This is a genomic window from Enterobacter cloacae complex sp. P14RS, assembly GCF_014895895.1.
In the GTDB taxonomy this organism is placed as follows: domain Bacteria; phylum Pseudomonadota; class Gammaproteobacteria; order Enterobacterales; family Enterobacteriaceae; genus Enterobacter; species Enterobacter bugandensis.
In genome coordinates this window covers 62,244-83,496 of record NZ_JADBQM010000004.1, presented here as the reverse complement: position 1 = coordinate 83,496, position 21,253 = coordinate 62,244, and the positions used below count along the sequence as shown (strand labels likewise).

Annotated in this window: 20 protein-coding genes and 2 tRNA genes; 6 read left to right on the top strand and 16 right to left on the bottom strand. The window is 55.2% G+C overall.

Annotated elements, in window-relative coordinates; translation table 11 throughout:
- The first annotated feature begins 107 nt into the window (after positions 1–107).
- A complete protein-coding gene (locus IM295_RS02370) occupies positions 108–626 on the top strand; it encodes a type 1 glutamine amidotransferase domain-containing protein (RefSeq protein ID WP_028014537.1) in 519 nt (172 codons plus the stop codon).
- Here IM295_RS02370 and IM295_RS02365 read toward each other — a convergent pair.
- The gene (locus IM295_RS02365) at positions 606–1,040 is read right to left on the bottom strand and encodes a YhbP family protein (protein WP_193066152.1); all 435 of its coding nucleotides are present in this window, start codon (positions 1,038–1,040) and stop codon (positions 606–608) included. The two genes, IM295_RS02370 and IM295_RS02365, sit on opposite strands and share 21 nt — an antisense overlap.
- 14 nt (positions 1,041–1,054) lie before the next feature.
- Here IM295_RS02365 and IM295_RS02360 point away from each other — a divergent pair, with 14 nt between their 5' ends.
- Complete coding sequence (locus IM295_RS02360) at positions 1,055–1,384, top strand: GIY-YIG nuclease family protein (protein ID WP_045260079.1); 330 nt, start codon at positions 1,055–1,057, stop codon at positions 1,382–1,384.
- Here the strand turns inward: IM295_RS02360 and IM295_RS02355 are convergent.
- Positions 1,371–1,874: a GNAT family N-acetyltransferase gene (locus IM295_RS02355; RefSeq protein ID WP_041907900.1), complete on the bottom strand. Its 504-nt coding sequence runs from the start codon at positions 1,872–1,874 to the stop codon at positions 1,371–1,373. The genes IM295_RS02360 and IM295_RS02355 overlap by 14 nt on opposite strands.
- Positions 1,868–2,392: an SCP2 domain-containing protein gene (locus tag IM295_RS02350; protein WP_028014541.1), complete on the bottom strand. Its 525-nt coding sequence runs from the start codon at positions 2,390–2,392 to the stop codon at positions 1,868–1,870. Before IM295_RS02350 ends, IM295_RS02355 begins: the two co-directional genes overlap by 7 nt.
- A 211-nt stretch (positions 2,393–2,603) precedes the next feature.
- Between IM295_RS02350 and IM295_RS02345 the strand changes: the two genes are divergently transcribed.
- The 3 genes from IM295_RS02345 to IM295_RS02335 all read left to right on the top strand — a co-directional run bounded on the left by IM295_RS02345 (position 2,604) and on the right by IM295_RS02335 (position 5,571).
- The gene (locus IM295_RS02345) at positions 2,604–3,599 is read left to right on the top strand and encodes a peptidase U32 family protein (protein WP_014885366.1); all 996 of its coding nucleotides are present in this window, start codon (positions 2,604–2,606) and stop codon (positions 3,597–3,599) included.
- A 7-nt stretch (positions 3,600–3,606) separates the two neighbouring features.
- The gene (locus IM295_RS02340; protein ID WP_028014542.1) at positions 3,607–4,485 is read left to right on the top strand and encodes a U32 family peptidase; all 879 of its coding nucleotides are present in this window, start codon (positions 3,607–3,609) and stop codon (positions 4,483–4,485) included.
- Between the two features lie 78 nt (positions 4,486–4,563).
- The gene (locus IM295_RS02335; RefSeq protein WP_048956698.1) at positions 4,564–5,571 is read left to right on the top strand and encodes a luciferase-like monooxygenase; all 1,008 of its coding nucleotides are present in this window, start codon (positions 4,564–4,566) and stop codon (positions 5,569–5,571) included.
- Positions 5,572–5,655: 84 nt separating this feature from the next.
- Here IM295_RS02335 and mtr read toward each other — a convergent pair whose 3' ends face one another.
- From mtr to IM295_RS02275, 12 genes are all read right to left on the bottom strand, one after another.
- Positions 5,656–6,900 (bottom strand): tryptophan permease, encoded by a 1,245-nt coding sequence (mtr, locus tag IM295_RS02330; protein ID WP_047367119.1) that lies wholly within the window; start codon positions 6,898–6,900, stop codon positions 5,656–5,658.
- A 142-nt stretch (positions 6,901–7,042) separates the two neighbouring features.
- Positions 7,043–8,938, bottom strand: coding sequence for a DEAD/DEAH family ATP-dependent RNA helicase (locus IM295_RS02325; RefSeq protein ID WP_028014545.1), 1,896 nt, complete (start codon positions 8,936–8,938; stop codon positions 7,043–7,045).
- Positions 8,931–9,011: a protein YrbN gene (yrbN, locus tag IM295_RS23260; RefSeq protein WP_100122156.1), complete on the bottom strand. Its 81-nt coding sequence runs from the start codon at positions 9,009–9,011 to the stop codon at positions 8,931–8,933. Before yrbN ends, IM295_RS02325 begins: the two co-directional genes overlap by 8 nt.
- 107 nt (positions 9,012–9,118) lie before the next feature.
- Entirely contained in the window at positions 9,119–10,003 is an 885-nt protein-coding gene (nlpI, locus tag IM295_RS02315) for a lipoprotein NlpI (RefSeq protein WP_193066151.1), read from the bottom strand.
- Between the two features lie 108 nt (positions 10,004–10,111).
- Entirely contained in the window at positions 10,112–12,250 is a 2,139-nt protein-coding gene (pnp, locus tag IM295_RS02310) for a polyribonucleotide nucleotidyltransferase (protein WP_028014547.1), read from the bottom strand.
- 242 nt (positions 12,251–12,492) lie between these two features.
- The gene (gene rpsO / locus IM295_RS02305; protein WP_003861789.1) at positions 12,493–12,762 is read right to left on the bottom strand and encodes a 30S ribosomal protein S15; all 270 of its coding nucleotides are present in this window, start codon (positions 12,760–12,762) and stop codon (positions 12,493–12,495) included.
- A gap of 154 nt (positions 12,763–12,916) precedes the next feature.
- Positions 12,917–13,867 (bottom strand): tRNA pseudouridine(55) synthase TruB, encoded by a 951-nt coding sequence (gene truB, locus IM295_RS02300; protein WP_028014548.1) that lies wholly within the window; start codon positions 13,865–13,867, stop codon positions 12,917–12,919.
- Positions 13,867–14,271 carry a 30S ribosome-binding factor RbfA gene (gene rbfA, locus IM295_RS02295; RefSeq protein ID WP_041907887.1) on the bottom strand — a complete coding sequence of 135 codons (405 nt, stop codon included), beginning with the start codon at positions 14,269–14,271 and terminating at the stop codon, positions 13,867–13,869. The genes truB and rbfA overlap by 1 nt, the downstream gene beginning before the upstream one ends.
- A gap of 101 nt (positions 14,272–14,372) precedes the next feature.
- A complete protein-coding gene (infB, locus tag IM295_RS02290; protein WP_041907885.1) occupies positions 14,373–17,060 on the bottom strand; it encodes a translation initiation factor IF-2 in 2,688 nt (895 codons plus the stop codon).
- Positions 17,061–17,084: 24 nt separating this feature from the next.
- Entirely contained in the window at positions 17,085–18,587 is a 1,503-nt protein-coding gene (nusA, locus tag IM295_RS02285; RefSeq protein WP_014885374.1) for a transcription termination factor NusA, read from the bottom strand.
- 28 nt (positions 18,588–18,615) lie between these two features.
- The gene (gene rimP / locus IM295_RS02280) at positions 18,616–19,068 is read right to left on the bottom strand and encodes a ribosome maturation factor RimP (RefSeq protein ID WP_014833432.1); all 453 of its coding nucleotides are present in this window, start codon (positions 19,066–19,068) and stop codon (positions 18,616–18,618) included.
- A 207-nt stretch (positions 19,069–19,275) separates the two neighbouring features.
- Positions 19,276–19,352 (bottom strand) — tRNA-Met (locus IM295_RS02275).
- 287 nt (positions 19,353–19,639) lie between these two features.
- Between IM295_RS02275 and argG the strand changes: the two genes are divergently transcribed.
- A complete protein-coding gene (argG, locus tag IM295_RS02270) occupies positions 19,640–20,986 on the top strand; it encodes an argininosuccinate synthase (RefSeq protein WP_028014551.1) in 1,347 nt (448 codons plus the stop codon).
- Between the two features lie 179 nt (positions 20,987–21,165).
- Here the strand turns inward: argG and IM295_RS02265 are convergent.
- Positions 21,166–21,252 (bottom strand) — tRNA-Leu (locus IM295_RS02265).
- Position 21,253 lies beyond the last annotated feature (1 nt).

The window sequence follows — 21,253 nt, the reverse complement described above, 5'->3', positions numbered from 1 at the left end:
TCCGTTTGCGATCTGGGCCTGCTCTACCACACTTAAAAGTCTGTTACCGGTAAGTATTTACCACAAACGGGGAAAAAACAGTCTGAAGCGAAAACAACGGAGGAAGCATGGGTAAAAAAATCGCAGTCTTGATTACCGACGAGTTTGAAGATTCAGAATTTACGTCGCCAGCTGAGGCATTCCGCAAGGCAGGCCACGAGGTCATCACCATTGAGAAAGAAGCGGGTAAAACCGTGAAGGGCCACAAGGGCGAAGCCAGCGTGACCATCGATGAGTCCATCGATAACGTCAGCCCGTCAGATTTCGACGCCCTGCTGTTACCGGGCGGCCATTCACCGGATTCCCTGCGCGGGGACGAGCGTTTCGTCACCTTTACCCGTGACTTCGTCGGCACCGGCAAGCCGGTCTTTGCCATCTGCCACGGCCCGCAGCTGCTGATCAGCGCTGAAGTGGTCCGCGGGCGTAAGCTTACGGCGGTGAAACCGATCGTTATCGATCTGAAAAACGCAGGGGCCGAGTTTTACGATCAGGAGGTGGTCAACGATAACGACCAGCTGATCACCAGCCGGACCCCGGACGATCTCCCGGCGTTTAACCGCGAAGCGCTACGCCTGCTCGGCGCGTAGCCAGTGAAGCTTCTTGCCAAAGCCCAGGGTGTTGTCGGTAAATTTCAGCTCATCAATCCGGATTTCCCACACCGGGGCTTTTAGCGCAGCAGCAACCGGGAAGCGGCGCGTGTAGCGTTTACGCTGTGCGTCGCTTTCTTCACCTTCCAGACGACGAATCTCACCCTTGAACTGCACGCCGCGGATCAGCGCGACCGTTTTCGGCTGACCGTTTACCGTGCCCGCCACTTTTGCCTGCTGGCCGGTCATCTGGGCATGCCGCGTTTTGTCCTCACTCATGACGTAAAAAGCGACGCGTTCAGGATCGTAGTAGTAAAAGGCGTTGGCGCACCACATTTCGCCCTCGCTATATACGCACCAGGTCACGACGTGCTGCTTTGCCAGCCAGCGGTTAATGGCGGCCAGTGTTTCCATTTTCGTTCTCTCTCATGCTATGGTGCGTTCACCTTAACATACTGAATCTGTTTACCGTGTGCTGGTTTCTCTATCTTGTCCGAACCGCTGATAACGCACTCTACACCGGGATCACCACCGATGTGGCGCGGCGTTTTTTACAACATCAAACGGGGAAAGGGGCAAAAGCGCTGCGGGGGAAAGGCGAACTGCAGCTGGCTTTTTCTGCCGCCGTGGGGGACAGATCGCTGGCACTCAGGCTGGAGTACCGTATTAAGCAACTAACGAAGCGCCAGAAGGAGCGCCTCGTGACCGGAGACGGCTCCTTTGAGGCGCTACGCGAGAGCCTGATTAAAAGCGATTAAAATGGTCGTGGTAGTCCACCAGACCATTTACGCCGTTCAGGGCATCATCCGCCAGGCGATGCACCTGGAAGGCGGATTCGGTACCCGGCCAGCGGCAGCGAAGATCGTAATGCGCGGCCTGCTCGAAGCCTAAACGGCCATAGAACGCCGGATCGCCCAGCGTGACCACGGCGGCATAACCAAACTCATTCAGCGAGTCCAGCCCTTCATAGACCAGCTGGCGCGCCAGGCCCTGCCCGCGGTAGTTTTCATCTACCGCCAGCGGTGCCATGCCCACCCACTGAAGATCTTCACCCTGAACGATCACCGGGCTGAAGGCAACATAGCCGACAACCTGACCTTCGTCATCGGTGGCAACCAGCCCCAGCGTGATCAGGCCGTCTTCACGGAGATCGTGGACCAGTTGGGCTTCCGCATCGCTCTCAAAAGAGCGGCGTAATAACGCATCGATACCCGGTGCATCAATCCCTATTTCGACTCGAATCAGCATGGCTCACCTACTGAAGTGTGTTTACTGTCCGGCGGGGATTTCAGCCCCGCCTCAACAAAATCTGCCATTTGCATCAACATCACGCGCAGCGCTTTCGGCATCTGCTCCAGCTCAATGGCATCCATTAAATTCTTAACGTACAGGCCAAGCTCCGTGTCGCCCTCAATCACCAGACGGCGCTGGAAGAAGAGTGTGTCCGGGTCCTGCTTACGCGCGGCAATCATCAGCAGGTCGCTGGCGTTGGCGCTAAAGCTCACGTCCGCCTCGGCAGACTCACGAACGATCAGCTGGTCGTTCTCTACGGAGGTGAACCAGCGCAGCCCGATGTCACGCACCTCAATGCTTAACCAGCGCCCTTCCAGAAACTCCAGCTCGCCATCCTGCAGCGCCTGACGGAACTGCCAGCTCAGGACCTGCTCCAGCACCTGGCGTTTAAGCGCGAACGGCGCCAGCCTGACCGGCACGCTCAGCATTGATGGACCGAATTGTACGAGACGTGAACGCAGTTTATCCAGCACGAGCTTTACTCCCTGATAGCTATAGTCCCGCTATTTTGCCACATCCATTCCACAACATAGCGGCGTAAATCAACAAACCATCGTCGGACGTACCCCATTATTGGTGCCATCAATACGCCATTAGCTGCCTTAAATCAAAAATTGTCGCGTATGGGTTAATTAAAATCCCAGCTCGTTAACAATTTTGCTATCGACTACATCAGGATAATTTATGGAGCTGCTCTGCCCTGCCGGAAACCTTCCGGCGCTTAAGGCGGCCATCGAGAATGGGGCCGATGCGGTCTATATCGGGCTGAAAGATGACACCAACGCCCGCCATTTTGCTGGCCTTAACTTTACGGAGAAAAAGCTTCAGGAAGCCGTTAACTTCGTTCATCAGCACCGCCGCAAGCTGCATATTGCCATCAACACGTTTGCCCACCCTGACGGCTACGCCCGCTGGCAGCGCGCGGTGGATATGGCAGCACAGCTGGGCGCCGATGCGTTAATCCTGGCCGACCTCGCCATGCTTGAGTATGCGGCAGAACGCTATCCGCATATTGAGCGCCACGTCTCTGTTCAGGCATCTGCCACCAACGAAGAGGCGGTGCGTTTTTACCATCAACACTTTGACGTCGCCCGCGTGGTGCTGCCGCGCGTGCTCTCTATTCATCAGGTTAAGCAACTCGCGCGCGTCACGCCAGTGCCGCTGGAGGTTTTTGCCTTTGGTAGTCTGTGCATCATGGCCGAAGGCCGTTGCTATCTTTCTTCTTACTTAACCGGTGAATCGCCGAATACCGTCGGGGCCTGCTCCCCTGCCCGCTTCGTCCGCTGGCAGCAGACCCCACAGGGGCTGGAGTCGCGTCTGAATGAAGTTCTGATCGACCGCTATCAGGACGGTGAAAACGCGGGTTATCCGACGCTGTGCAAAGGCCGCTACCTGGTCGACGGCGAGCGCTACCACGCGCTGGAAGAGCCCACCAGCCTTAACACGCTGGAGCTGCTGCCGGAGCTGCTGGCCGCCAATATTGCCTCGGTGAAAATTGAAGGTCGCCAGCGCAGTCCGGCCTATGTGAGCCAGGTGGCGAAAGTGTGGCGTCAGGCCATCGACCGCTGCATGGCGGACCCGCAGAACTACGCCCCACAGGCGGCGTGGATGGAGACGCTCGGATCGATGTCCGAAGGCACGCAAACCACGCTGGGCGCGTATCACCGTAAATGGCAGTGAGATAACCATGAAATATTCATTAGGGCCGGTGCTCTACTACTGGCCAAAAGAGACGCTGGAAGATTTTTACCAACAGGCCGCCACCAGCAGCGCCGATGTGATTTACCTCGGTGAAGCAGTATGCAGCAAACGCCGCGCAACCAAAGTGGGCGACTGGCTGGAGATGGCGAAAAGCCTGGCCGGGAGCGGCAAGCAGGTGGTGCTGTCAACGCTCGCGCTGGTGCAGGCCTCTTCTGAACTAGGCGAGCTGAAGCGCTACGTGGAAAACGGTGAGTTTCTGCTGGAGGCGAGCGACCTGGGGGTAGTGAACATGTGCGCCGAACGCAGGCTGCCGTTTGTCGCAGGCCATGCGCTGAACTGCTATAACGCCGTCACCCTGCGCCTGCTGCTCAAACAGGGAATGACCCGCTGGTGCATGCCGGTGGAGCTCTCCCGTGACTGGCTGGCAAACCTGCTGAATCAGTGCGACGAGCTGGGCATTCGCCATCAGTTCGAAGTGGAAGTGCTGAGCTACGGTCATCTGCCGCTGGCCTACTCTGCCCGCTGCTTCACCGCGCGATCGGAAGACCGCCCGAAAGATGAATGTGAAACCTGCTGCATCAAGTACCCGAACGGGCGCAGCATGCTGTCGCAGGAGAACCAGCAGGTATTCGTCCTGAACGGCATTCAGACCATGAGCGGTTACGTCTATAACCTCGGCAACGAGCTGGCGTCGATGGACGGACTGGTGGACATGGTGCGCCTGTCGCCGCTGGATACCAGCGTTTTCGCGATGCTGGACGCCTTCCGCGCTAACGAAAACGGCGCGTCGCCGCTGCCGCTGACGGCAAACAGCGACTGCAACGGTTACTGGAAACGTCTGGCCGGGCTGGAACTTCAGGCCTAAAAAAGGCTCACTTTGTTAACAACGGTTATCATTTTTTAATGCAGTATTAAAGATTGACCGTCGACAAAGTGAGCTGTTATGACTGACAAAACCCTTCCGTTTTCGGTGCTGGATCTGGCACCGATCCCACAAGGCTCCTCGGCAAGAGAAGCCTTCACGCACTCTCTCGATCTGGCTCAGCTGGCCGAAAAGCGTGGCTATCACCGCTACTGGCTGGCAGAACATCACAACATGGTCGGCATTGCCAGCGCCGCTACATCGGTGCTGATTGGCTACCTGGCAGCGAATACCACCACTTTGCACCTTGGCTCCGGTGGCGTGATGCTGCCGAACCACGCCCCGCTGGTGATAGCCGAGCAGTTCGGGACGCTGAATACCCTCTATCCGGGCCGTATTGACCTGGGGCTTGGCCGCGCGCCGGGCAGCGACCAGCCGACCATGCGCGCCCTGCGCCGCCATATGAGCGGCGATATCGATAACTTCCCGCGCGACGTGGCGGAACTGGTGGACTGGTTCGACGCGCGCGATCCGAACCCGCACGTGCGCCCGGTGCCGGGCTATGGCGAGAAGATCCCGGTATGGCTGTTAGGCTCGAGCCTGTATAGCGCGCAGCTCGCCGCGCAGCTGGGGCTGCCGTTCGCGTTCGCCTCCCACTTCGCGCCGGATATGCTGCATCAGGCGCTGCACCTCTACCGTACGAACTTCAAACCGTCCGAGCGTCTGGAGAAGCCGTACGCGATGGTGTGTATCAACATCATTGCCGCTGACAGCAATCGCGACGCGGAATTCCTGTTTACCTCTATGCAGCAGGCGTTTGTGAAGCTGCGCCGCGGCGAGACGGGCCAGTTGCCGCCTCCGGTGGAAAATATGCATCAGCTGTGGTCGGCCTCCGAGCAGTATGGCGTGCAGCAGGCGTTGAGCATGTCGCTGGTGGGTGATAAGGCAAAAGTGCGTCACGGGCTGGAAGCAGTGCTGCGTGAAACACAGGCGGATGAAATTATGGTCAACGGCCAGATTTTCGATCACCAGGCGCGTTTACATTCGTTTGATCTGGCGATGCAGGTGAAAGAAGAATTGGTGGGGTAGTTTTTTGCCGGATGGCGGCTTCGCCTTATCCGGCCTACGCGGTCCCTGTAGGCCCGGTGAGCGTAGCGCCACCGGGCAATGTGTTTACTGGTACACAGGCAACAGGTTAAAGCTCGACAGCACGTGAACCAGCGCGTTACCCACCCCAAATACCAGGATCAGCGCAATCATCGGTTTACCGCCCCAGACACGGAATTTCGGGCTGCCGAAGCGTTTACGTGATTTACGTGCCAGCAGCGCCGGCACAATCGCCGCCCAGATGGTGGCCGCCAGCCCTGCATAGCCGATGGCGTACAGGAAACCGTTCGGCCACAGCAGACCGCCGACAATCGGCGGCAGGAAGGTCAGCAGCGCCGTCTTGAAACGCCCCATCGCAGAATCGTCAAAGCCAAACAGATCCGCCAGGTAGTCAAACAGGCCCAGCGTTACGCCGAGGAAAGAACTCGCCACCGCAAAGTTAGAGAAAATCACCAGCAGCAGATCCAGACTGCGGCTGTTCAGTACGCCGCTCAGAGCCTGCACCAGCACGTCAATGTTACCGCCCTTTTGCGCAATGCCGATAAACTCCGGGCGCGGGATGTTGCCCATTGTCCCCAGCAGCCAAATCACATACAGCCCAAGCGCCAGCAGCGTGCCGTAGACCAGGCACTTCACGATGGTGCGCGGATCCTTGCCGTAGTACTTCATCAGGCTCGGCACGTTGCCGTGGTAGCCGAACGACGCCAGACAGAACGGCAGAGTCATTAGCAGATACGGCGTGTAGGAGGTATTAACTTCCGCAACGTTAAACAGCGTGGCGGGCGTAACGTGCCCCAGCAGGCTGCCGAAGGTCAGGAAGAAAGTGATGACCTTCGCGCCCAGCACAATCGCCGTCATGCGGCTCACCGCTTTGGTGCTCATCCAGACGATAAACGCCACGCCCAGCGCAAAGCAAAGCCCGGCCAGACGCGCCGGAACGTTCAGCGACATCTCCGAAAAGGTGTGATGCAGAATCGAGCCGCTTGCTGAGATGTACGCGTAGGTCAGGATGTAGAGCACAAATGCGATGGAAAGGCCGTTCACCAGGTTCCAGCCTTTGCCCAGCAGATCTTTGGTGATGGTGTCGAAGCTGGAGCCAATTCGGTAGTTCAGGTTCGCTTCAAGGATCATCAGGCCGGAATGCAGCATGCAGAACCAGGTGAACACCAGCGCGGCCAGCGACCAGAAGAACCACGCACCGGACATGACCACGGGCAGGGAAAACATCCCGGCACCTATAATGGTTCCGCCGATGATCACCACGCCGCCAAGCAGCGAAGGTGACGTTTGGGTGGTGGTTAGTGTCGCCATACAGCCTTTTCTCCAGTTAATCATGCGGTTCTGCATTTTAGTGCGATGCACTGTACCAGTACAAGAGTACAAAGGGAATAAAAAAAGCCCCGATAGCGTGTATCGGGGCTGTATATTTTACTTTACGTCAGAAGCGAAAGGCTTACGCGTCACCGAAACGACGACGGCTGGTGCCTTCTTCACGACGTGGGCCACGGCTTTCGCGGCGCTCGCCGGAGAAACGACGACCTTCACCACCGCGACCTTCACTGCGACCGCCTTCACGACGCTCGCCGCCGAAACCGCGACCACCGCCACGACGTTCGCCACCGCGGTCAGGACGTGGCTGTGCATCGCCCAGCAGCTGCATGTTCATCGGCTTGTTCAGGATGCGGGTGCGAGTAAAGTGCTGCAGTACTTCGCCCGGCATGCCTTTTGGCAGTTCGATGGTAGAGTGGGATGCAAACAGCTTGATGTTACCAATGTAACGGCTGCTGATGTCGCCTTCGTTAGCAATCGCGCCAACGATGTGACGAACTTCAACACCATCATCACGGCCCACTTCAATGCGGTACAGTTCCATGTCGCCAGCGTCACGACGTTCACGACGTGGACGGTCTTCACCACCACGCTCTGGACGATCGCCGCGTGGACCACGGTCGTTACGGTCGCCACGACGTTCGAAGCGATCGTCACGGTCACGGAACTCACGCTTAGGACGCATCGGCGCATCTGGTGGCACGATCAGGCTACGTTCGCCCTGAGCCATTTTCAGCAGTGCTGCAGCCAGAGTTTCCATGTCCAGCTCTTCGCCTTCAGCGACAGGCTGGATCTGCGACAGCAGCGCGCGGTACTGATCCAGATCGCTGCTTTCCAGCTGCTGCTGTACTTTCGCGGCGAATTTTTCCAGACGGCGTTTGCCCAGCAGCTCCGCGTTTGGCAGGTCGGCTTCTGGAATGGTCAGCTTCATGGTGCGTTCAATGTTGCGCAGCAGACGACGCTCGCGGTTCTCAACGAACAGCAGCGCACGGCCAGCACGACCCGCACGACCGGTACGACCGATACGGTGAACGTAAGACTCGGAGTCCATCGGGATGTCGTAGTTGACAACCAGGCTGATACGCTCAACGTCCAGACCACGTGCTGCCACGTCGGTTGCAATCAGGATATCCAGACGACCGTCTTTCAGACGCTCCAGCGTCTGCTCACGCAGGGCCTGGTTCATGTCGCCGTTCAGCGCTGCGCTGTTGTAGCCGTTACGCTCCAGCGCTTCAGCCACTTCCAGGGTCGCATTTTTGGTACGCACGAAGATAATCGCCGCATCAAAATCTTCCGCTTCCAGGAAACGGACCAGCGCTTCGTTTTTGCGCATGCCGTACACGGACCAGTAGCTCTGGCTGATGTCCGGTCGAGTGGTCACGCTGGACTGAATACGCACTTCCTGCGGCTCTTTCATGAAGCGGCGGGTAATGCGACGGATCGCTTCTGGCATGGTTGCAGAGAACAGAGCGGTCTGGTGACCTTCCGGGATCTGCGCCATGATGGTTTCTACGTCTTCGATGAAGCCCATACGCAGCATTTCATCTGCTTCATCCAGTACCAGGCCGCTCAGTTTAGAGAGGTCCAGAGTACCGCGCTTCAGGTGATCCAGCAGACGGCCCGGCGTACCGACGACAATCTGTGGGCCCTGGCGCAGGGCGCGTAACTGCACGTCATAACGCTGGCCGCCGTACAGGGCTACCACGTTTACGCCGCGCATATGTTTAGAGAATTCCGTCATTGCTTCAGCAACCTGAACAGCCAGTTCACGAGTTGGAGCCAGGACGAGGATCTGCGGTGCACGCAGGTCCGGATCGATGTTGTTCAGCAGCGGCAGCGAGAACGCTGCAGTTTTACCGCTACCAGTCTGGGCCATGCCCAGCACGTCACGACCAGAAAGCAGATGCGGGATACATTCTGCCTGGATCGGAGATGGTTTTTCGTAACCCAGATCGTTAAGGGCTTCAAGGATAGGAGCCTTCAGGCCCAGATCTGCAAAAGTGGTTTCGAATTCAGCCATGTAGTACGAGTGCCTCAATGTCAATGGCGGCCAGTCTACTTAGCTCATCGTGAAAATGATTAGCAATTTTCATTGAAAAGTGTGAACCGGCTCAAAGTAGGTGTATTGACGAACAACAACGCCCTCACCAGTGAAGGTGATGGCAATCAAAAGATTACGGGCTGATGTTTATGTCGTCAGCTATTGCTGGTCCGATTCTGCCAGGTCGTCTTGCTCCTGGCCCAAGAGCGATAATTCCAACAATGCATAACGGTGCTCAACGAAGTTATGTACGTTGTTAGCAACCGCTAATTTGAACAGTGCCGTAGCGCTGTCCATATCCCCCAGACTTAGGTAGTACTTACCTAAATAGAAGTTGGTTTCACTGAGATGCTCAGCGAGCGAGGTGTTATCCGTTGCGTCCGCCTTGAGGCGTTCCATCAGCGTTGCTTCGCTAATGTTGCCCAGGTAGAACTCGACAATGTTCCATCCCCACTGTTCCTTATCCGATTTCTCGAAGCGCTGTTGTAGTGCTTCTTTTGCCTGCTTCTCATCGAGCTTCCGCTCAACGATGTAAAGCCACAGGCTACGGAAAGGATCATTAGGATCGTCTTGATAAAACGCCAGCAGATCATCTTGCGCTAACTTATCACGACCGCCGTAATACAATGCGATACCGCGATTCAAGTGCGCGTAGTTGTAAGTTGGATCAAGCTCAAGTACAGAATCAAACGCTTCATAGGCAGCATCAAAATTGCCTGCCTGCGTTAAATAAATGCCTAAGTAATTGAATACTTCAGGCATATCAGGTCGGATAGCCAGCGCTTGTGAAAAATCATTTCGCGCTAATGCCCTCAGACCGAGACTATCATACAACACTCCGCGCTCATATAAAAGCTGTGCGCGTTCGTCATCGGTTAAAGCCCGACTGGCAAGTATTTGTTCCATGCGTGCCAGAATCACTTCCTGCTGCAAAGTCGGTTGCAATGGCACTGCGAGGACTTCGCTCTTACGCCAGGCAGAGTTGCTGCATCCTGCCAGCGTTAAAGCTGTCGCAACGAAACACCAGAGCAAAAAAGGCTTCATTTCCCACTCCCGAAGACAACTATTGGATGAACGTCCTGTCCCCCGGCGGCTTAACAAGGCGTCCTGCCTGATAACAGGCCCTCCGCAAAGCGGAGGGCAAATGGCAACTTACTCGCCTTGCTGTTCAGCAGCCGGAGCTTCCGGTGCCGCAGCAGGTTGAGACTGCTCGGTTGCTTCTTTAATGCTCAGACGGATACGGCCCTGACGGTCAACTTCCAGAACCTTAACCGGCACTTCCTGACCCATCTGCAGGTAATCGGTCACTTTCTCAACGCGCTTGTCAGCGATCTGAGAGATGTGAACCAGACCTTCTTTACCGCCACCGATGGCAACGAACGCACCAAAGTCAACGATACGGGTCACTTTACCCGCGTAGACGCGGCCCACTTCGATTTCAGCAGTGATTTCTTCGATGCGACGGATAGCGAATTTCGCTTTCTCGCCGTCGGTTGCTGCGATCTTCACAGTACCGTCATCTTCGATTTCGATGGTGGTGCCGGTCTCTTCGGTCAGCGCGCGGATAACGGAACCGCCCTTACCGATAACATCTTTGATCTTGTCTGGATTGATCTTGATGGTGTGAATACGCGGAGCGAATTCAGAGATGTCACCGCGTGGCGCGTTGATAGCCTGTTCCATCACGCCCAGGATGTGCAGACGCGCACCTTTAGCCTGGTTCAGAGCAACCTGCATGATCTCTTTGGTGATACCTTCAATTTTGATATCCATCTGCAGGGCAGAGATACCGTCGCGGGAACCCGCTACTTTGAAGTCCATATCACCCAGGTGGTCTTCGTCACCCAGAATGTCAGACAGAACAACGAAGTTGTCGCCTTCTTTCACCAGACCCATTGCGATACCCGCAACGGCGGCTTTGATCGGCACGCCCGCATCCATCAGCGCCAGAGAGGCACCACACACGGAAGCCATGGAAGAAGAACCGTTGGATTCGGTGATTTCAGAAACCACGCGAACGGTGTACGGGAATTTGTCAGCTTCCGGCATCACTGCCAGCACGCCGCGCTTCGCCAGACGACCGTGACCAATTTCACGACGCTTCGGTGAGCCAACCATACCGGTTTCGCCCACAGAGTACGGAGGGAAGTTGTAGTGGAACAGGAAGTTGTCAGTACGCTCGCCCATCAGTTCATCGATGATCTGCGCGTCACGTGCGGTACCCAGGGTTGCGGTAACCAGCGCCTGCGTTTCACCACGGGTGAACAGCGCAGAACCGTGAGTACGCGGCAGTACGCCCGTGCGTACGTCCAGACCACGAATCATGTCTTTTTCACGGCCATCGATACGCGGCTCGCCTGCCAGTACGCGGCTACGAACAACGTTTTTCTCGATAGCGTGCAGAATTTCGCCAATTTCGTTAGCGTCCAGCGTTTCGTCTTCGGCAACCAGGGTCGCGGTTACTTCAGATTTGATCGCGTCAACCTGAGCGTAACGCTCCTGTTTGTCGGTGATGCGGTAAGCGTCGCTCAGACGAGATTCTGCCAGTGCCGCAACGCGTGCGTTCAGCGCGTCGTTTGCTGCTTCTGGCTGCCAGTCCCAACGTGGCTTACCGGCTTCTTTCACCAGGTCGTTGATGTTCTGGATAACAATCTGCTGCTGCTCGTGACCGAACACCACAGCGCCCAGCATCTGGTCTTCGCTCAGCAGTTCAGCTTCGGATTCAACCATCAGCACAGCCGCTTCAGTACCGGCAACAACCAGGTCCAGCTTACTTTCTTTCAGCTCTTCCTGAGTTGGGTTCAGAACGTACTGGTCATTGATGTAACCGACGCGCGCGGCACCGATTGGGCCATTGAATGGAATACCAGACAGTGACAGGGCAGCGGAGGCACCGATCATCGCAACGATGTCCGGGTTAACCTGTGGGTTAACGGAAACAACGGTCGCAATAACCTGCACTTCGTTAACGAAGCCTTCCGGGAACAGCGGACGAACCGGGCGGTCAATCAGACGCGCGATCAGGGTTTCGCCTTCGCTTGGACGGCCTTCACGACGGAAGAAGCCACCCGGAATTTTACCGGCAGCGTAGGTACGCTCCTGGTAGTTAACGGTCAGCGGGAAGAAGTCCTGACCTGGTTTAGCTTTTTTCTGGCCCACAACGGTCACGAATACCGCGGTGTCATCCATGCTTACCATAACGGCAGCAGTCGCTTGGCGTGCCATCATGCCGGTTTCCAGCGTGACGGTATGTTGACCATACTGGAATTTACGAACGATCGGATTCAGCAAAATTCTATCCTTTCTTAAATGTATGACAGCACACCGCCGGCGTGCTGTCGATTTAACCCGACCTTCTTCGCATCCTCGCGACTAATGACAACCGACACCCCCATGGGTGAAGCCTCTCATTAGCCGCGCGAACCTCTGCAATGAAGATCATTTATAGCAACAATACAATAGTTTCCATTGAATTGCTGCCGTCTGGTTGAAAAAAGGGGCCATCAGGCCCCCTTTTCTGAAACTCGCAAGACTTAGCGACGCAGACCCAGACGCTCGATCAGCGCGGTGTAGCGTGCAACATCTTTACGCTTCAGGTAGTCGAGCAGTTTACGACGCTGAGAAACCATGCGCAGCAGACCACGACGGCTGTGGTGATCTTTTTTGTGCTCTGCAAAGTGACCCTGCAGGTGGTTAATCTGTGCAGTCAGCAGTGCAACCTGAACTTCGGTAGAACCGCTGTCGTTAGTACCACGACCAAACTCAGAAACGATTTTAGCTTTAGCTTCAACGCTTAGAGACATTTTCAAACTCCAAAGTATAAAAAATGTAAGGGTGCCGATCTCTAATTCAGCGACCCCATGTACGCCCCGCAGATTGTTAAACAATTTACCGGGCGTTAAGCGGCGATATTCTACTCGTCTCCCCTGCTTATCGCAAGGTGAGGCGTAATCACCGTCACGCGTCGACCGGATATTCGACGACCAGACGACGCGGCGCAACGCGCCCTTCACCGTCCATTTCGCCCATACCGATGAATTTCCCTTCGTCACCTTCCGTCACGCGTACCAGTCCATCCAGCGGCGCATCCGTCGTACGAACCGGGTTTCCGTTTTTAAAGTAAACGGACGATGTTAAAGGAAGATTAACGATCGGGAAGTCCGCTGCCGGACTGTCCATTGGCATCAGCAATGGATCCAGCAAATCTGCTGGTTCAACTCCCTGCGCTTGTGCCTGTTCAGCCAGCGCGCGCAGCTGCTCAAGCGTCACCATGCGTTCCACCGGATATTTACTGACCGCCAGACGACGCAGGTAGATCACATGTGCGCCGCAGCCCAGCTTTTCACCCAGGTCGTCAATGATGGTGCGAATATAGGTCCCTTTCGAACAGTGGACTTCCAGCTCCAGCTCGTCACCTTCGTGGCGAATGAACAGCAGCTCATACACGGTTATCGGACGCGCTTCGCGCGGGACGTCAATTCCCTGGCGCGCATATTCGTAGAGCTTCTTGCCCTGATATTTCAGCGCCGAATACATCGACGGCACCTGCATCGTGTCTCCGCGGAAGCTCTCCAGGGCCGCATCAAGCTGTTCGGCGCTGAAGGTCACCGGGCGCTCTTCCACCACCTGACCATCCGCGTCGGAAGTATCCGTACGCTGGCCCAGTTTAGCGATAACGCGGTAGCGTTTATCGGAATCGAGCAGGTACTGGGAAAACTTTGTTGCTTCACCCAGGCAAATCGGCAGCATGCCGGTCGCCAGCGGATCCAGCGCGCCGGTGTGGCCCGCACGGTTAGCGTTATAAATACGCTTCACTTTTTGCAGCACGTCGTTGCTGGATGCACCCTGCGGTTTATCTAGCAGCAGCACGCCATGCACGTCGCGACCGCGACGACGAGGACGACTCATCAGTCCTCCTTGCTGTCGTCCGTCGGGTTAACACGACGTTCGTCGTCATGTTTCACCACGCTGGTCACCAGGTTGGACATGCGCATACCTTCGACCAGCGAGTTGTCGTAGAAGAAGGTCAGCTCGGGAACAATACGCAGGCGCATCGCTTTGCCGAGCAGAGAGCGGATGAAACCAGAGGCTTCCTGCAGTGCTTTAATGCCGTTTTTAACCGCCGCTTCGTCCTGATCGTTCAGGAAGGTCACGAACACTTTGGCATAGGCCAGGTCACGAGACATTTCCACGCCAGAGACGGTGGTCATCATACCGATACGCGGGTCTTTGATTTCGCGTTGCAGGATGAGTGCGATCTCTTTCTGCATCTCCTGCGCCACGCGCTGTGGGCGACCAAATTCTTTCGCCATAATAAATTCTCCAGACAAAAAAGGGGCTAAAAGCCCCTTTTAAAATTATTGCCGGGTGGCACGAGGCGATCCCGGCCTACATATGGACTTATCCCTAAGGATTAGTCGATGCTGCGTTGGATCTCGATGATTTCGAACACTTCGATCATATCGCCAACGCGAACGTCGTTGTAGTTCTTAACGCCGATACCACATTCCATGCCGTTACGGACTTCGTTAACGTCATCTTTGAAGCGGCGCAGGGATTCCAGCTCGCCTTCGTAGATAACCACGTTGTCACGCAGTACGCGGATTGGGTTGTGACGCTTGATGGTACCTTCGGTAACCATACAGCCCGCGATCGCACCGAATTTCGGTGATTTGAACACGTCACGCACTTCAGCCAGACCGATGATCTGCTGTTTCAGCTCAGGAGACAGCATACCGCTCATCGCGGCTTTCACTTCGTCGATCAGGTTATAGATGACGGAGTAGTAGCGCAGATCCAGGCTTTCCGCTTCGATCACGCGGCGAGCAGATGCATCAGCACGCACGTTGAAGCCAACCAGGATAGCGTTGGATGCCGCAGCCAGGGTTGCGTCGGTTTCGGTGATACCACCTACGCCAGAACCGATGATCTTCACTTTGACTTCGTCGGTAGACAGTTTCAGCAAGGAGTCGGAGATCGCTTCCACAGAACCCTGAACGTCCGCTTTCAGAACGACGTTCACTTCGTGAACTTCGCCTTCAGCCATGTTCGCAAACATGTTCTCAAGTTTAGATTTCTGCTGACGCGCCAGCTTAACTTCACGGAATTTGCCCTGACGATACAGTGCCACTTCACGCGCTTTCTTCTCGTCACGCACAACGGTCACTTCATCACCGGCAGCCGGAACACCGGACAGACCTAGGATTTCCACTGGAATGGACGGACCTGCTTCCAGCACTTCCTGACCCAGTTCGTTACGCATCGCACGAACGCGACCGTATTCGAAGCCACACAAAACGATGTCGCCCTTGTTCAGCGTACCTTCGCGAACCAGAACCGTTGCAACCGGACCACGACCTTTATCCAGGAAGGATTCGATTACCGCACCGCTCGCCATACCTTTACGAACGGCTTTCAGTTCCAGAACTTCGGCCTGAAGCAGGATAGCGTTCAGCAGGTCGTCGATACCAGTACCCGCTTTTGCAGATACAGGGATGAACTGCGCTTCGCCGCCCCACTCTTCCGGCATAACGCCGTACTGAGACAGTTCGTTCTTCACGCGGTCCAGATCGGCTTCTGGCTTATCGATTTTGTTGACCGCAACAACCAGAGGCACCTGCGCCGCTTTCGCGTGCTGGATAGCTTCAATGGTCTGTGGCATAACGCCATCGTCTGCTGCAACAACCAGTACAACGATATCCGTAGCCTGAGCACCACGAGCACGCATTGAGGTGAACGCTGCGTGGCCTGGGGTATCCAGGAAGGTGATCATGCCGTTTTCGGTTTCTACGTGGTAAGCACCGATGTGCTGGGTAATGCCACCCGCTTCGCCGGAGGCAACTTTCGTAGAACGAATGTAGTCGAGCAGAGAGGTTTTACCGTGGTCAACGTGACCCATGATGGTCACAACCGGTGCACGCGGTTCAGCCGCAGCGCCAGTGTCACGGTCGCTCATTACTGCTTCTTCCAGCTCGTTTTCACGACGCAGGATAACTTTGTGGCCCATCTCTTCGGCAACCAGCTGTGCGGTTTCCTGGTCGATAACCTGGTTGATGGTCGCCATTGCGCCCAGCTTCATCATCGCTTTGATGACCTGAGAGCCTTTAACCGCCATCTTGTTCGCCAGATCGCCAACGGTGATGGTTTCGCCAATCACGACGTCACGGTTAACCGCCTGAGCTGGCTTCTGGAAGCCCTGCTGCAGAGAGGAACCTTTACGCTTACCGCCTTTACCACCGCGAACCGCTGCACGAGCTTCTTCGCGGTCAGCTTTAGATTCAGCGTGTTTGTTACCTTTCTTAGCCGGACGCGCGGCTTTTGCATTACGACCACGGCCACGGCCGCCTTCTACTTCACGGTCGTTATCATCTTCAGCCTGACGCGCATGCTGAGAAGTGGTCACGTGATAGTCGCTGGTGTCTTCAGTCGGTTCAGCGGTATTCACGCCATTCTTCTCGTTTTCTTCTGCCATACGGCGCGCTTCTTCAGCGACGCGGCGAGCTTCTTCTTCCAGCTTACGGCGGGCTTCTTCTTCCGCTTTACGCTTCAGCTCGGCAGCTTCATTTTCACGGCGGGCTTTTTCAGCCTGGGCGGTTTTGGTCATTTCGTCTGTCTGTTGATTGCTCACTTTGTCTTTTTCCGCAGCGTCACGCTTCACTTTATCACTGGCGTCGCGTTTCGCTTTTTCTGCGGCCTCACGTTCAGCTTTTAATTCTGCTTCACGTTTGGCGGCTGCTTCCGCCTCACGCTGAGCTTGTTCTTCCGCTTCACGCTGTGCCTGCTCTTCCGCGGCAAGGCGTTCTGCCTCTTGCGGATCACGTTTTACAAAGGTGCGCGTCTTGCGGACTTCAATTTGTACCGATTTGCTTTTGCCACCGGTACCAGGAATGTTTAACGTGCTGCGCGTTTTGCGCTGCAGCGTTAACTTGTCAGGCGTAGAACCGTGTTCGCGGTTCAGGTGCGTTAACAAGGTTTGTTTTTCTTGCGCGGTCACCGAGTCATCAGCGGACTTCGGGATCCCTGCATCAGCAAATTGCTGTACCAGGCGGTCCACGGAGGTCTGAATCTCAGCAGCCAGCGATTTTACAGTTACATCAGTCATGCTGTTCCTTCCTGCTACAGTTTATTACGCTTCGTCGCCGAACCAGCAAATATTACGTGCGGCCATGATGAGTTCGCCGGCTTTCTCGTCGGTTAAACCTTCGATATCGGCCAGGTCATCAACGCCTTGCTCAGCGAGATCTTCCAGCGTACAAACACCACGGGCAGCCAGCTTGAACGCAATCGCACGATCAAGACCTTCCAGATTCAGCAGGTCATCAGCCGGCTTCTTATCGCCAAGGCTTTCTTCCTGAGCCAGTGCCAGGGTGGTCAGTGCGTTTTTAGCGCGTTCACGCAGGGCTTCAACGGTTGGCTCATCCAGACCGTCAATTTCCAGCAGCTCTTTCATTGGCACATAGGCCAGTTCTTCCAGCGTAGAGAAACCTTCTTCTACCAGAACAGTGGCGAAGTCTTCGTCAATGTCGAGGTATTTGGTGAAGGTATCGATCGCCGCATGGGCTTCAGCCTGATGCTTAGCCTGCAGGTCATCAACGGTCATGACGTTGAGTTCCCAGCCGCTCAGCTGTGACGCCAGGCGTACGTTCTGACCGTTACGGCCAATCGCCTGCGCCAGGTTGCCCGCTTCAACAGCGATATCCATGGTGTGTTTGTCTTCGTCAACAACGATAGACGCGACATCAGCCGGAGCCATTGCGTTGATCACGAACTGCGCCGGGTTGTCGTCCCACAGAACGATATCAATACGCTCGCCGCCCAGTTCGGTAGAAACCGCCTGAACGCGCGCACCGCGCATACCGACGCAAGCACCGACCGGGTCGATACGCTTGTCGTTGGTTTTCACCGCAATTTTCGCACGAGAGCCTGGATCGCGAGCTGCTGCTTTGATCTCAATAACTTCTTCGCCGATTTCCGGCACTTCGATGCGGAACAGTTCAACCAGCATTTCTGGTTTAGAACGGGTCACGAACAGCTGTGCACCACGCGCTTCAGGGCGCACGGCGTACAGAACACCACGAATACGGTCGCCCGGGCGGAAGTTTTCACGCGGCAGCATGTCTTCACGCAGGATCACGGCTTCAGCGTTGCCCGGCATCCCTTCGGATTTAATTTCCAGAGAGATGTTGTCACGGTTCACTTTCTTCACCACGCCAGTGATGATTTCGCCTTCCTGATCGCGGAACTGATCGACAACCAGCGCGCGCTCGGCTTCGCGCACTTTCTGCACGATAACCTGCTTAGCGGTCTGGGTGGTGATACGGTCGAAGGTCACAGATTCAATCTGATCTTCAACGTAGTCACCCACGTTCAGACTTTCGTCTTCAAAACGTGCCGCTTCCAGGGTGATCTCTTTGGTCGGCTGGGTCACTTCTTCAACGATTACCCAACGACGGAATGTATCGAAGTCACCGCTTTTACGATCGATTTCTACGCGAACATCGATCTCTTGTTCGTATTTTTTCTTGGTTGCTGTAGCCAGTGCACTTTCCAGCGCTTCGAAAATTTTCTCACGCGGCAGTGATTTCTCGTTGGAGACGGCTTCAACAACAGCCAAAATTTCTTTGTTCATCGCGGGCTTTTCACCTCAATCCAGACTGTTAAAAGTGGGGAACCAGGTTCGCCTTCTGGATATTACTCAGCGCGAACACTTCATCTTTGCCTTCGACTGTTACCGTGATCATTTCACCATCAACGGCTTTGATAATTCCCTGCCATTTACGGCGGTTCTGTACGGCCATACGCAGAACGAGAGCCACTTCTTCACCGGTAAAGCGCACATAGTGCTCGGCCGTGAACATCGGGCGATCCAGGCCAGGTGAGGAAACTTCCAGGTTGTACGCAACGGTAATCGGGTCTTCAACATCAAGAACCGCACTCACCTGGTGGCTGACATCAGCACAATCATCAACATTGATGCCATCTTCACTATCAATATAGATGCGCAGCGTCGATGTACGGCCGCGAACGAATTCGATGCCGACCAGTTCGTAGCCCAGTGCTTCGACCGGTGCAGTAATCATCTCTGTTAATTTTTGCTCTAATGTGGACAAGCCCACCCCCAAGACATAAAAAAAGGGCGTAAAGCCCAGTTATTCTGTAGTCAGATAACAAAAAACCCCGATAAATCGGGGCTTTAGATAACTGAACCCTATAGCCACAACTGTGGCCTGGAGCACTCTCCGAAAGAATTTTTTCAAATCCAGCTACGAAGGCTCTAAGTCTTCACAGTATATTTGAAAAAGAACTTTATGGGAAAGTGGTTGCGGGGGCCGGATTTGAACCGACGACCTTCGGGTTATGAGCCCGACGAGCTACCAGGCTGCTCCACCCCGCGCCTGAAACGTGGCAAATTCTACGCGTTTTGGACAGAATTTGCAAATAATGCTGGGATTTGGTACCGAAGACGGGACGTAAAATCGGCGTTTAGTATATTGATAGTTGACCCCACCTGTCAACCCAGCTTCCGCCAGAGAGAACAGACCAAATTTTTTACAAAAAACGCATGAGTCTCTTCCGGTCTTCGACAAAAGATGATTAAATGAATACTCACTTATTTTGCATAAAAATGCACAAGAGAGCGAAAGCGGTCTCTAATCAGTCAATCAAGCAGGGTTTTATTCTATGACGACGATTCTCAAGCATCTTCCGGTAGGACAACGTATTGGCATCGCTTTCTCAGGCGGCCTGGATACCAGCGCTGCACTGCTGTGGATGCGCCAGAAGGGAGCGGTTCCGTATGCCTATACTGCGAACCTGGGTCAGCCGGATGAGGACGATTACGATGCTATTCCTCGTCGCGCTAAAGAGTATGGCGCAGAAAACGCGCGACTGATTGACTGCCGTAAGCAACTGGTTGCTGAAGGTATCGCCGCTATTCAGTGCGGTGCATTCCATAACACCACGGGCGGCCTGACCTATTTCAACACTACCCCGCTGGGCCGTGCCGTCACCGGCACCATGCTGGTTGCCGCCATGAAAGAAGATGGCGTAAACATCTGGGGTGACGGCAGCACCTATAAAGGTAACGATATCGAACGTTTCTATCGTTATGGCCTGCTGACCAACGCGGAGCTGCAGATCTACAAGCCGTGGCTGGACACCGACTTCATCGACGAGCTGGGTGGTCGTCATGAGATGTCTGAGTTTATGATTGCCTGCGGCTTTGACTACAAAATGTCCGTTGAGAAAGCCTACTCTACCGACTCCAACATGCTGGGCGCGACGCACGAAGCGAAGGACCTGGAGTTCCTGAACTCCAGCGTGAAGATCGTTAACCCGATCATGGGCGTGAAGTTCTGGGACGAGAGCGTGAAGATCCCGGCAGAAGAGGTGACCGTGCGTTTCGAACGTGGTCATCCGGTTGCCCTGAACGGCAAGACCTTCTCTGACGACGTTGAACTGATGCTGGAAGCAAACCGCATCGGCGGTCGTCACGGTCTGGGCATGAGCGATCAGATTGAAAACCGTATCATCGAAGCGAAAAGCCGCGGCATCTATGAAGCTCCGGGGATGGCGCTGCTGCACATCGCTTACGAGCGTCTGCTGACCGGTATTCACAACGAAGACACCATCGAGCAGTATCACTCTCATGGTCGTCAACTGGGCAAATTGCTGTATCAGGGTCGCTGGTTCGATCCGCAGGCGCTGATGCTGCGTGACGCGCTGCAGCGTTGGGTAGCGAGCGCGATCACCGGTGAAGTGACGCTGGAACTGCGTCGTGGTAACGACTACTCCATTCTTAACACCGTGTCGGACAACCTGACCTATAAAGCCGAGCGTCTGACCATGGAAAAAGGTGAGTCTGTGTTTTCTCCGGACGATCGTATTGGTCAGTTGACCATGCGTAACCTGGACATCACCGATACCCGTGAGAAGCTGTTCAACTACGTTGAGAATGGTCTGCTCTCCGCGAATTCCGGTAACGGCCTGCCGCAGGTTGAAAACCTGGAGAATAGCGATAAGAAGTAATCGCTGATGTAACATGCAAAAGGCGCCCAATGGGCGCCTTTTTGTTTGGCTTTTGTAGGGCGGGTAAGCGCAGCGCCACCCGCCATTTTGCCCGGTGGCGCTGCGCTTAACGGGCCTACGAAAGGCAAAAGCTACAGACGAAAAAAAAGACGTCTTGCGACGTCTTTCTTCTGGAATATTGGTACCGAGGATGGGACTCGAACCCACAAGCCCGTTAGGGCACTACCACCTCAAGGTAGCGTGTCTACCAATTCCACCACCTCGGTA

What these genes read in the sequence shown, in the direction of transcription:
- IM295_RS02370 (WP_028014537.1), top strand. Translation starts at nt 108, where the DNA reads ATGGGTAAAAAAATCGCAGTCTTGATTACCGACGAGTTTGAAGATTCA.
- IM295_RS02365 (WP_193066152.1), bottom strand. Translation starts at nt 1,040, where the DNA reads ATGGAAACACTGGCCGCCATTAACCGCTGGCTGGCAAAGCAGCACGTC.
- IM295_RS02360 (WP_045260079.1), top strand. Translation starts at nt 1,055, where the DNA reads ATGCTATGGTGCGTTCACCTTAACATACTGAATCTGTTTACCGTGTGC.
- IM295_RS02355 (WP_041907900.1), bottom strand. Translation starts at nt 1,874, where the DNA reads ATGCTGATTCGAGTCGAAATAGGGATTGATGCACCGGGTATCGATGCG.
- IM295_RS02345 (WP_014885366.1), top strand. Translation starts at nt 2,604, where the DNA reads ATGGAGCTGCTCTGCCCTGCCGGAAACCTTCCGGCGCTTAAGGCGGCC.
- IM295_RS02340 (WP_028014542.1), top strand. Translation starts at nt 3,607, where the DNA reads ATGAAATATTCATTAGGGCCGGTGCTCTACTACTGGCCAAAAGAGACG.
- IM295_RS02335 (WP_048956698.1), top strand. Translation starts at nt 4,564, where the DNA reads ATGACTGACAAAACCCTTCCGTTTTCGGTGCTGGATCTGGCACCGATC.
- mtr (WP_047367119.1), bottom strand. Translation starts at nt 6,900, where the DNA reads ATGGCGACACTAACCACCACCCAAACGTCACCTTCGCTGCTTGGCGGC.
- IM295_RS02325 (WP_028014545.1), bottom strand. Translation starts at nt 8,938, where the DNA reads ATGGCTGAATTCGAAACCACTTTTGCAGATCTGGGCCTGAAGGCTCCT.
- yrbN (WP_100122156.1), bottom strand. Translation starts at nt 9,011, where the DNA reads ATGAAAATTGCTAATCATTTTCACGATGAGCTAAGTAGACTGGCCGCC.
- nlpI (WP_193066151.1), bottom strand. Translation starts at nt 10,003, where the DNA reads ATGAAGCCTTTTTTGCTCTGGTGTTTCGTTGCGACAGCTTTAACGCTG.
- rpsO (WP_003861789.1), bottom strand. Translation starts at nt 12,762, where the DNA reads ATGTCTCTAAGCGTTGAAGCTAAAGCTAAAATCGTTTCTGAGTTTGGT.
- truB (WP_028014548.1), bottom strand. Translation starts at nt 13,867, where the DNA reads ATGAGTCGTCCTCGTCGTCGCGGTCGCGACGTGCATGGCGTGCTGCTG.
- rbfA (WP_041907887.1), bottom strand. Translation starts at nt 14,271, where the DNA reads ATGGCGAAAGAATTTGGTCGCCCACAGCGCGTGGCGCAGGAGATGCAG.
- infB (WP_041907885.1), bottom strand. Translation starts at nt 17,060, where the DNA reads ATGACTGATGTAACTGTAAAATCGCTGGCTGCTGAGATTCAGACCTCC.
- nusA (WP_014885374.1), bottom strand. Translation starts at nt 18,587, where the DNA reads ATGAACAAAGAAATTTTGGCTGTTGTTGAAGCCGTCTCCAACGAGAAA.
- argG (WP_028014551.1), top strand. Translation starts at nt 19,640, where the DNA reads ATGACGACGATTCTCAAGCATCTTCCGGTAGGACAACGTATTGGCATC.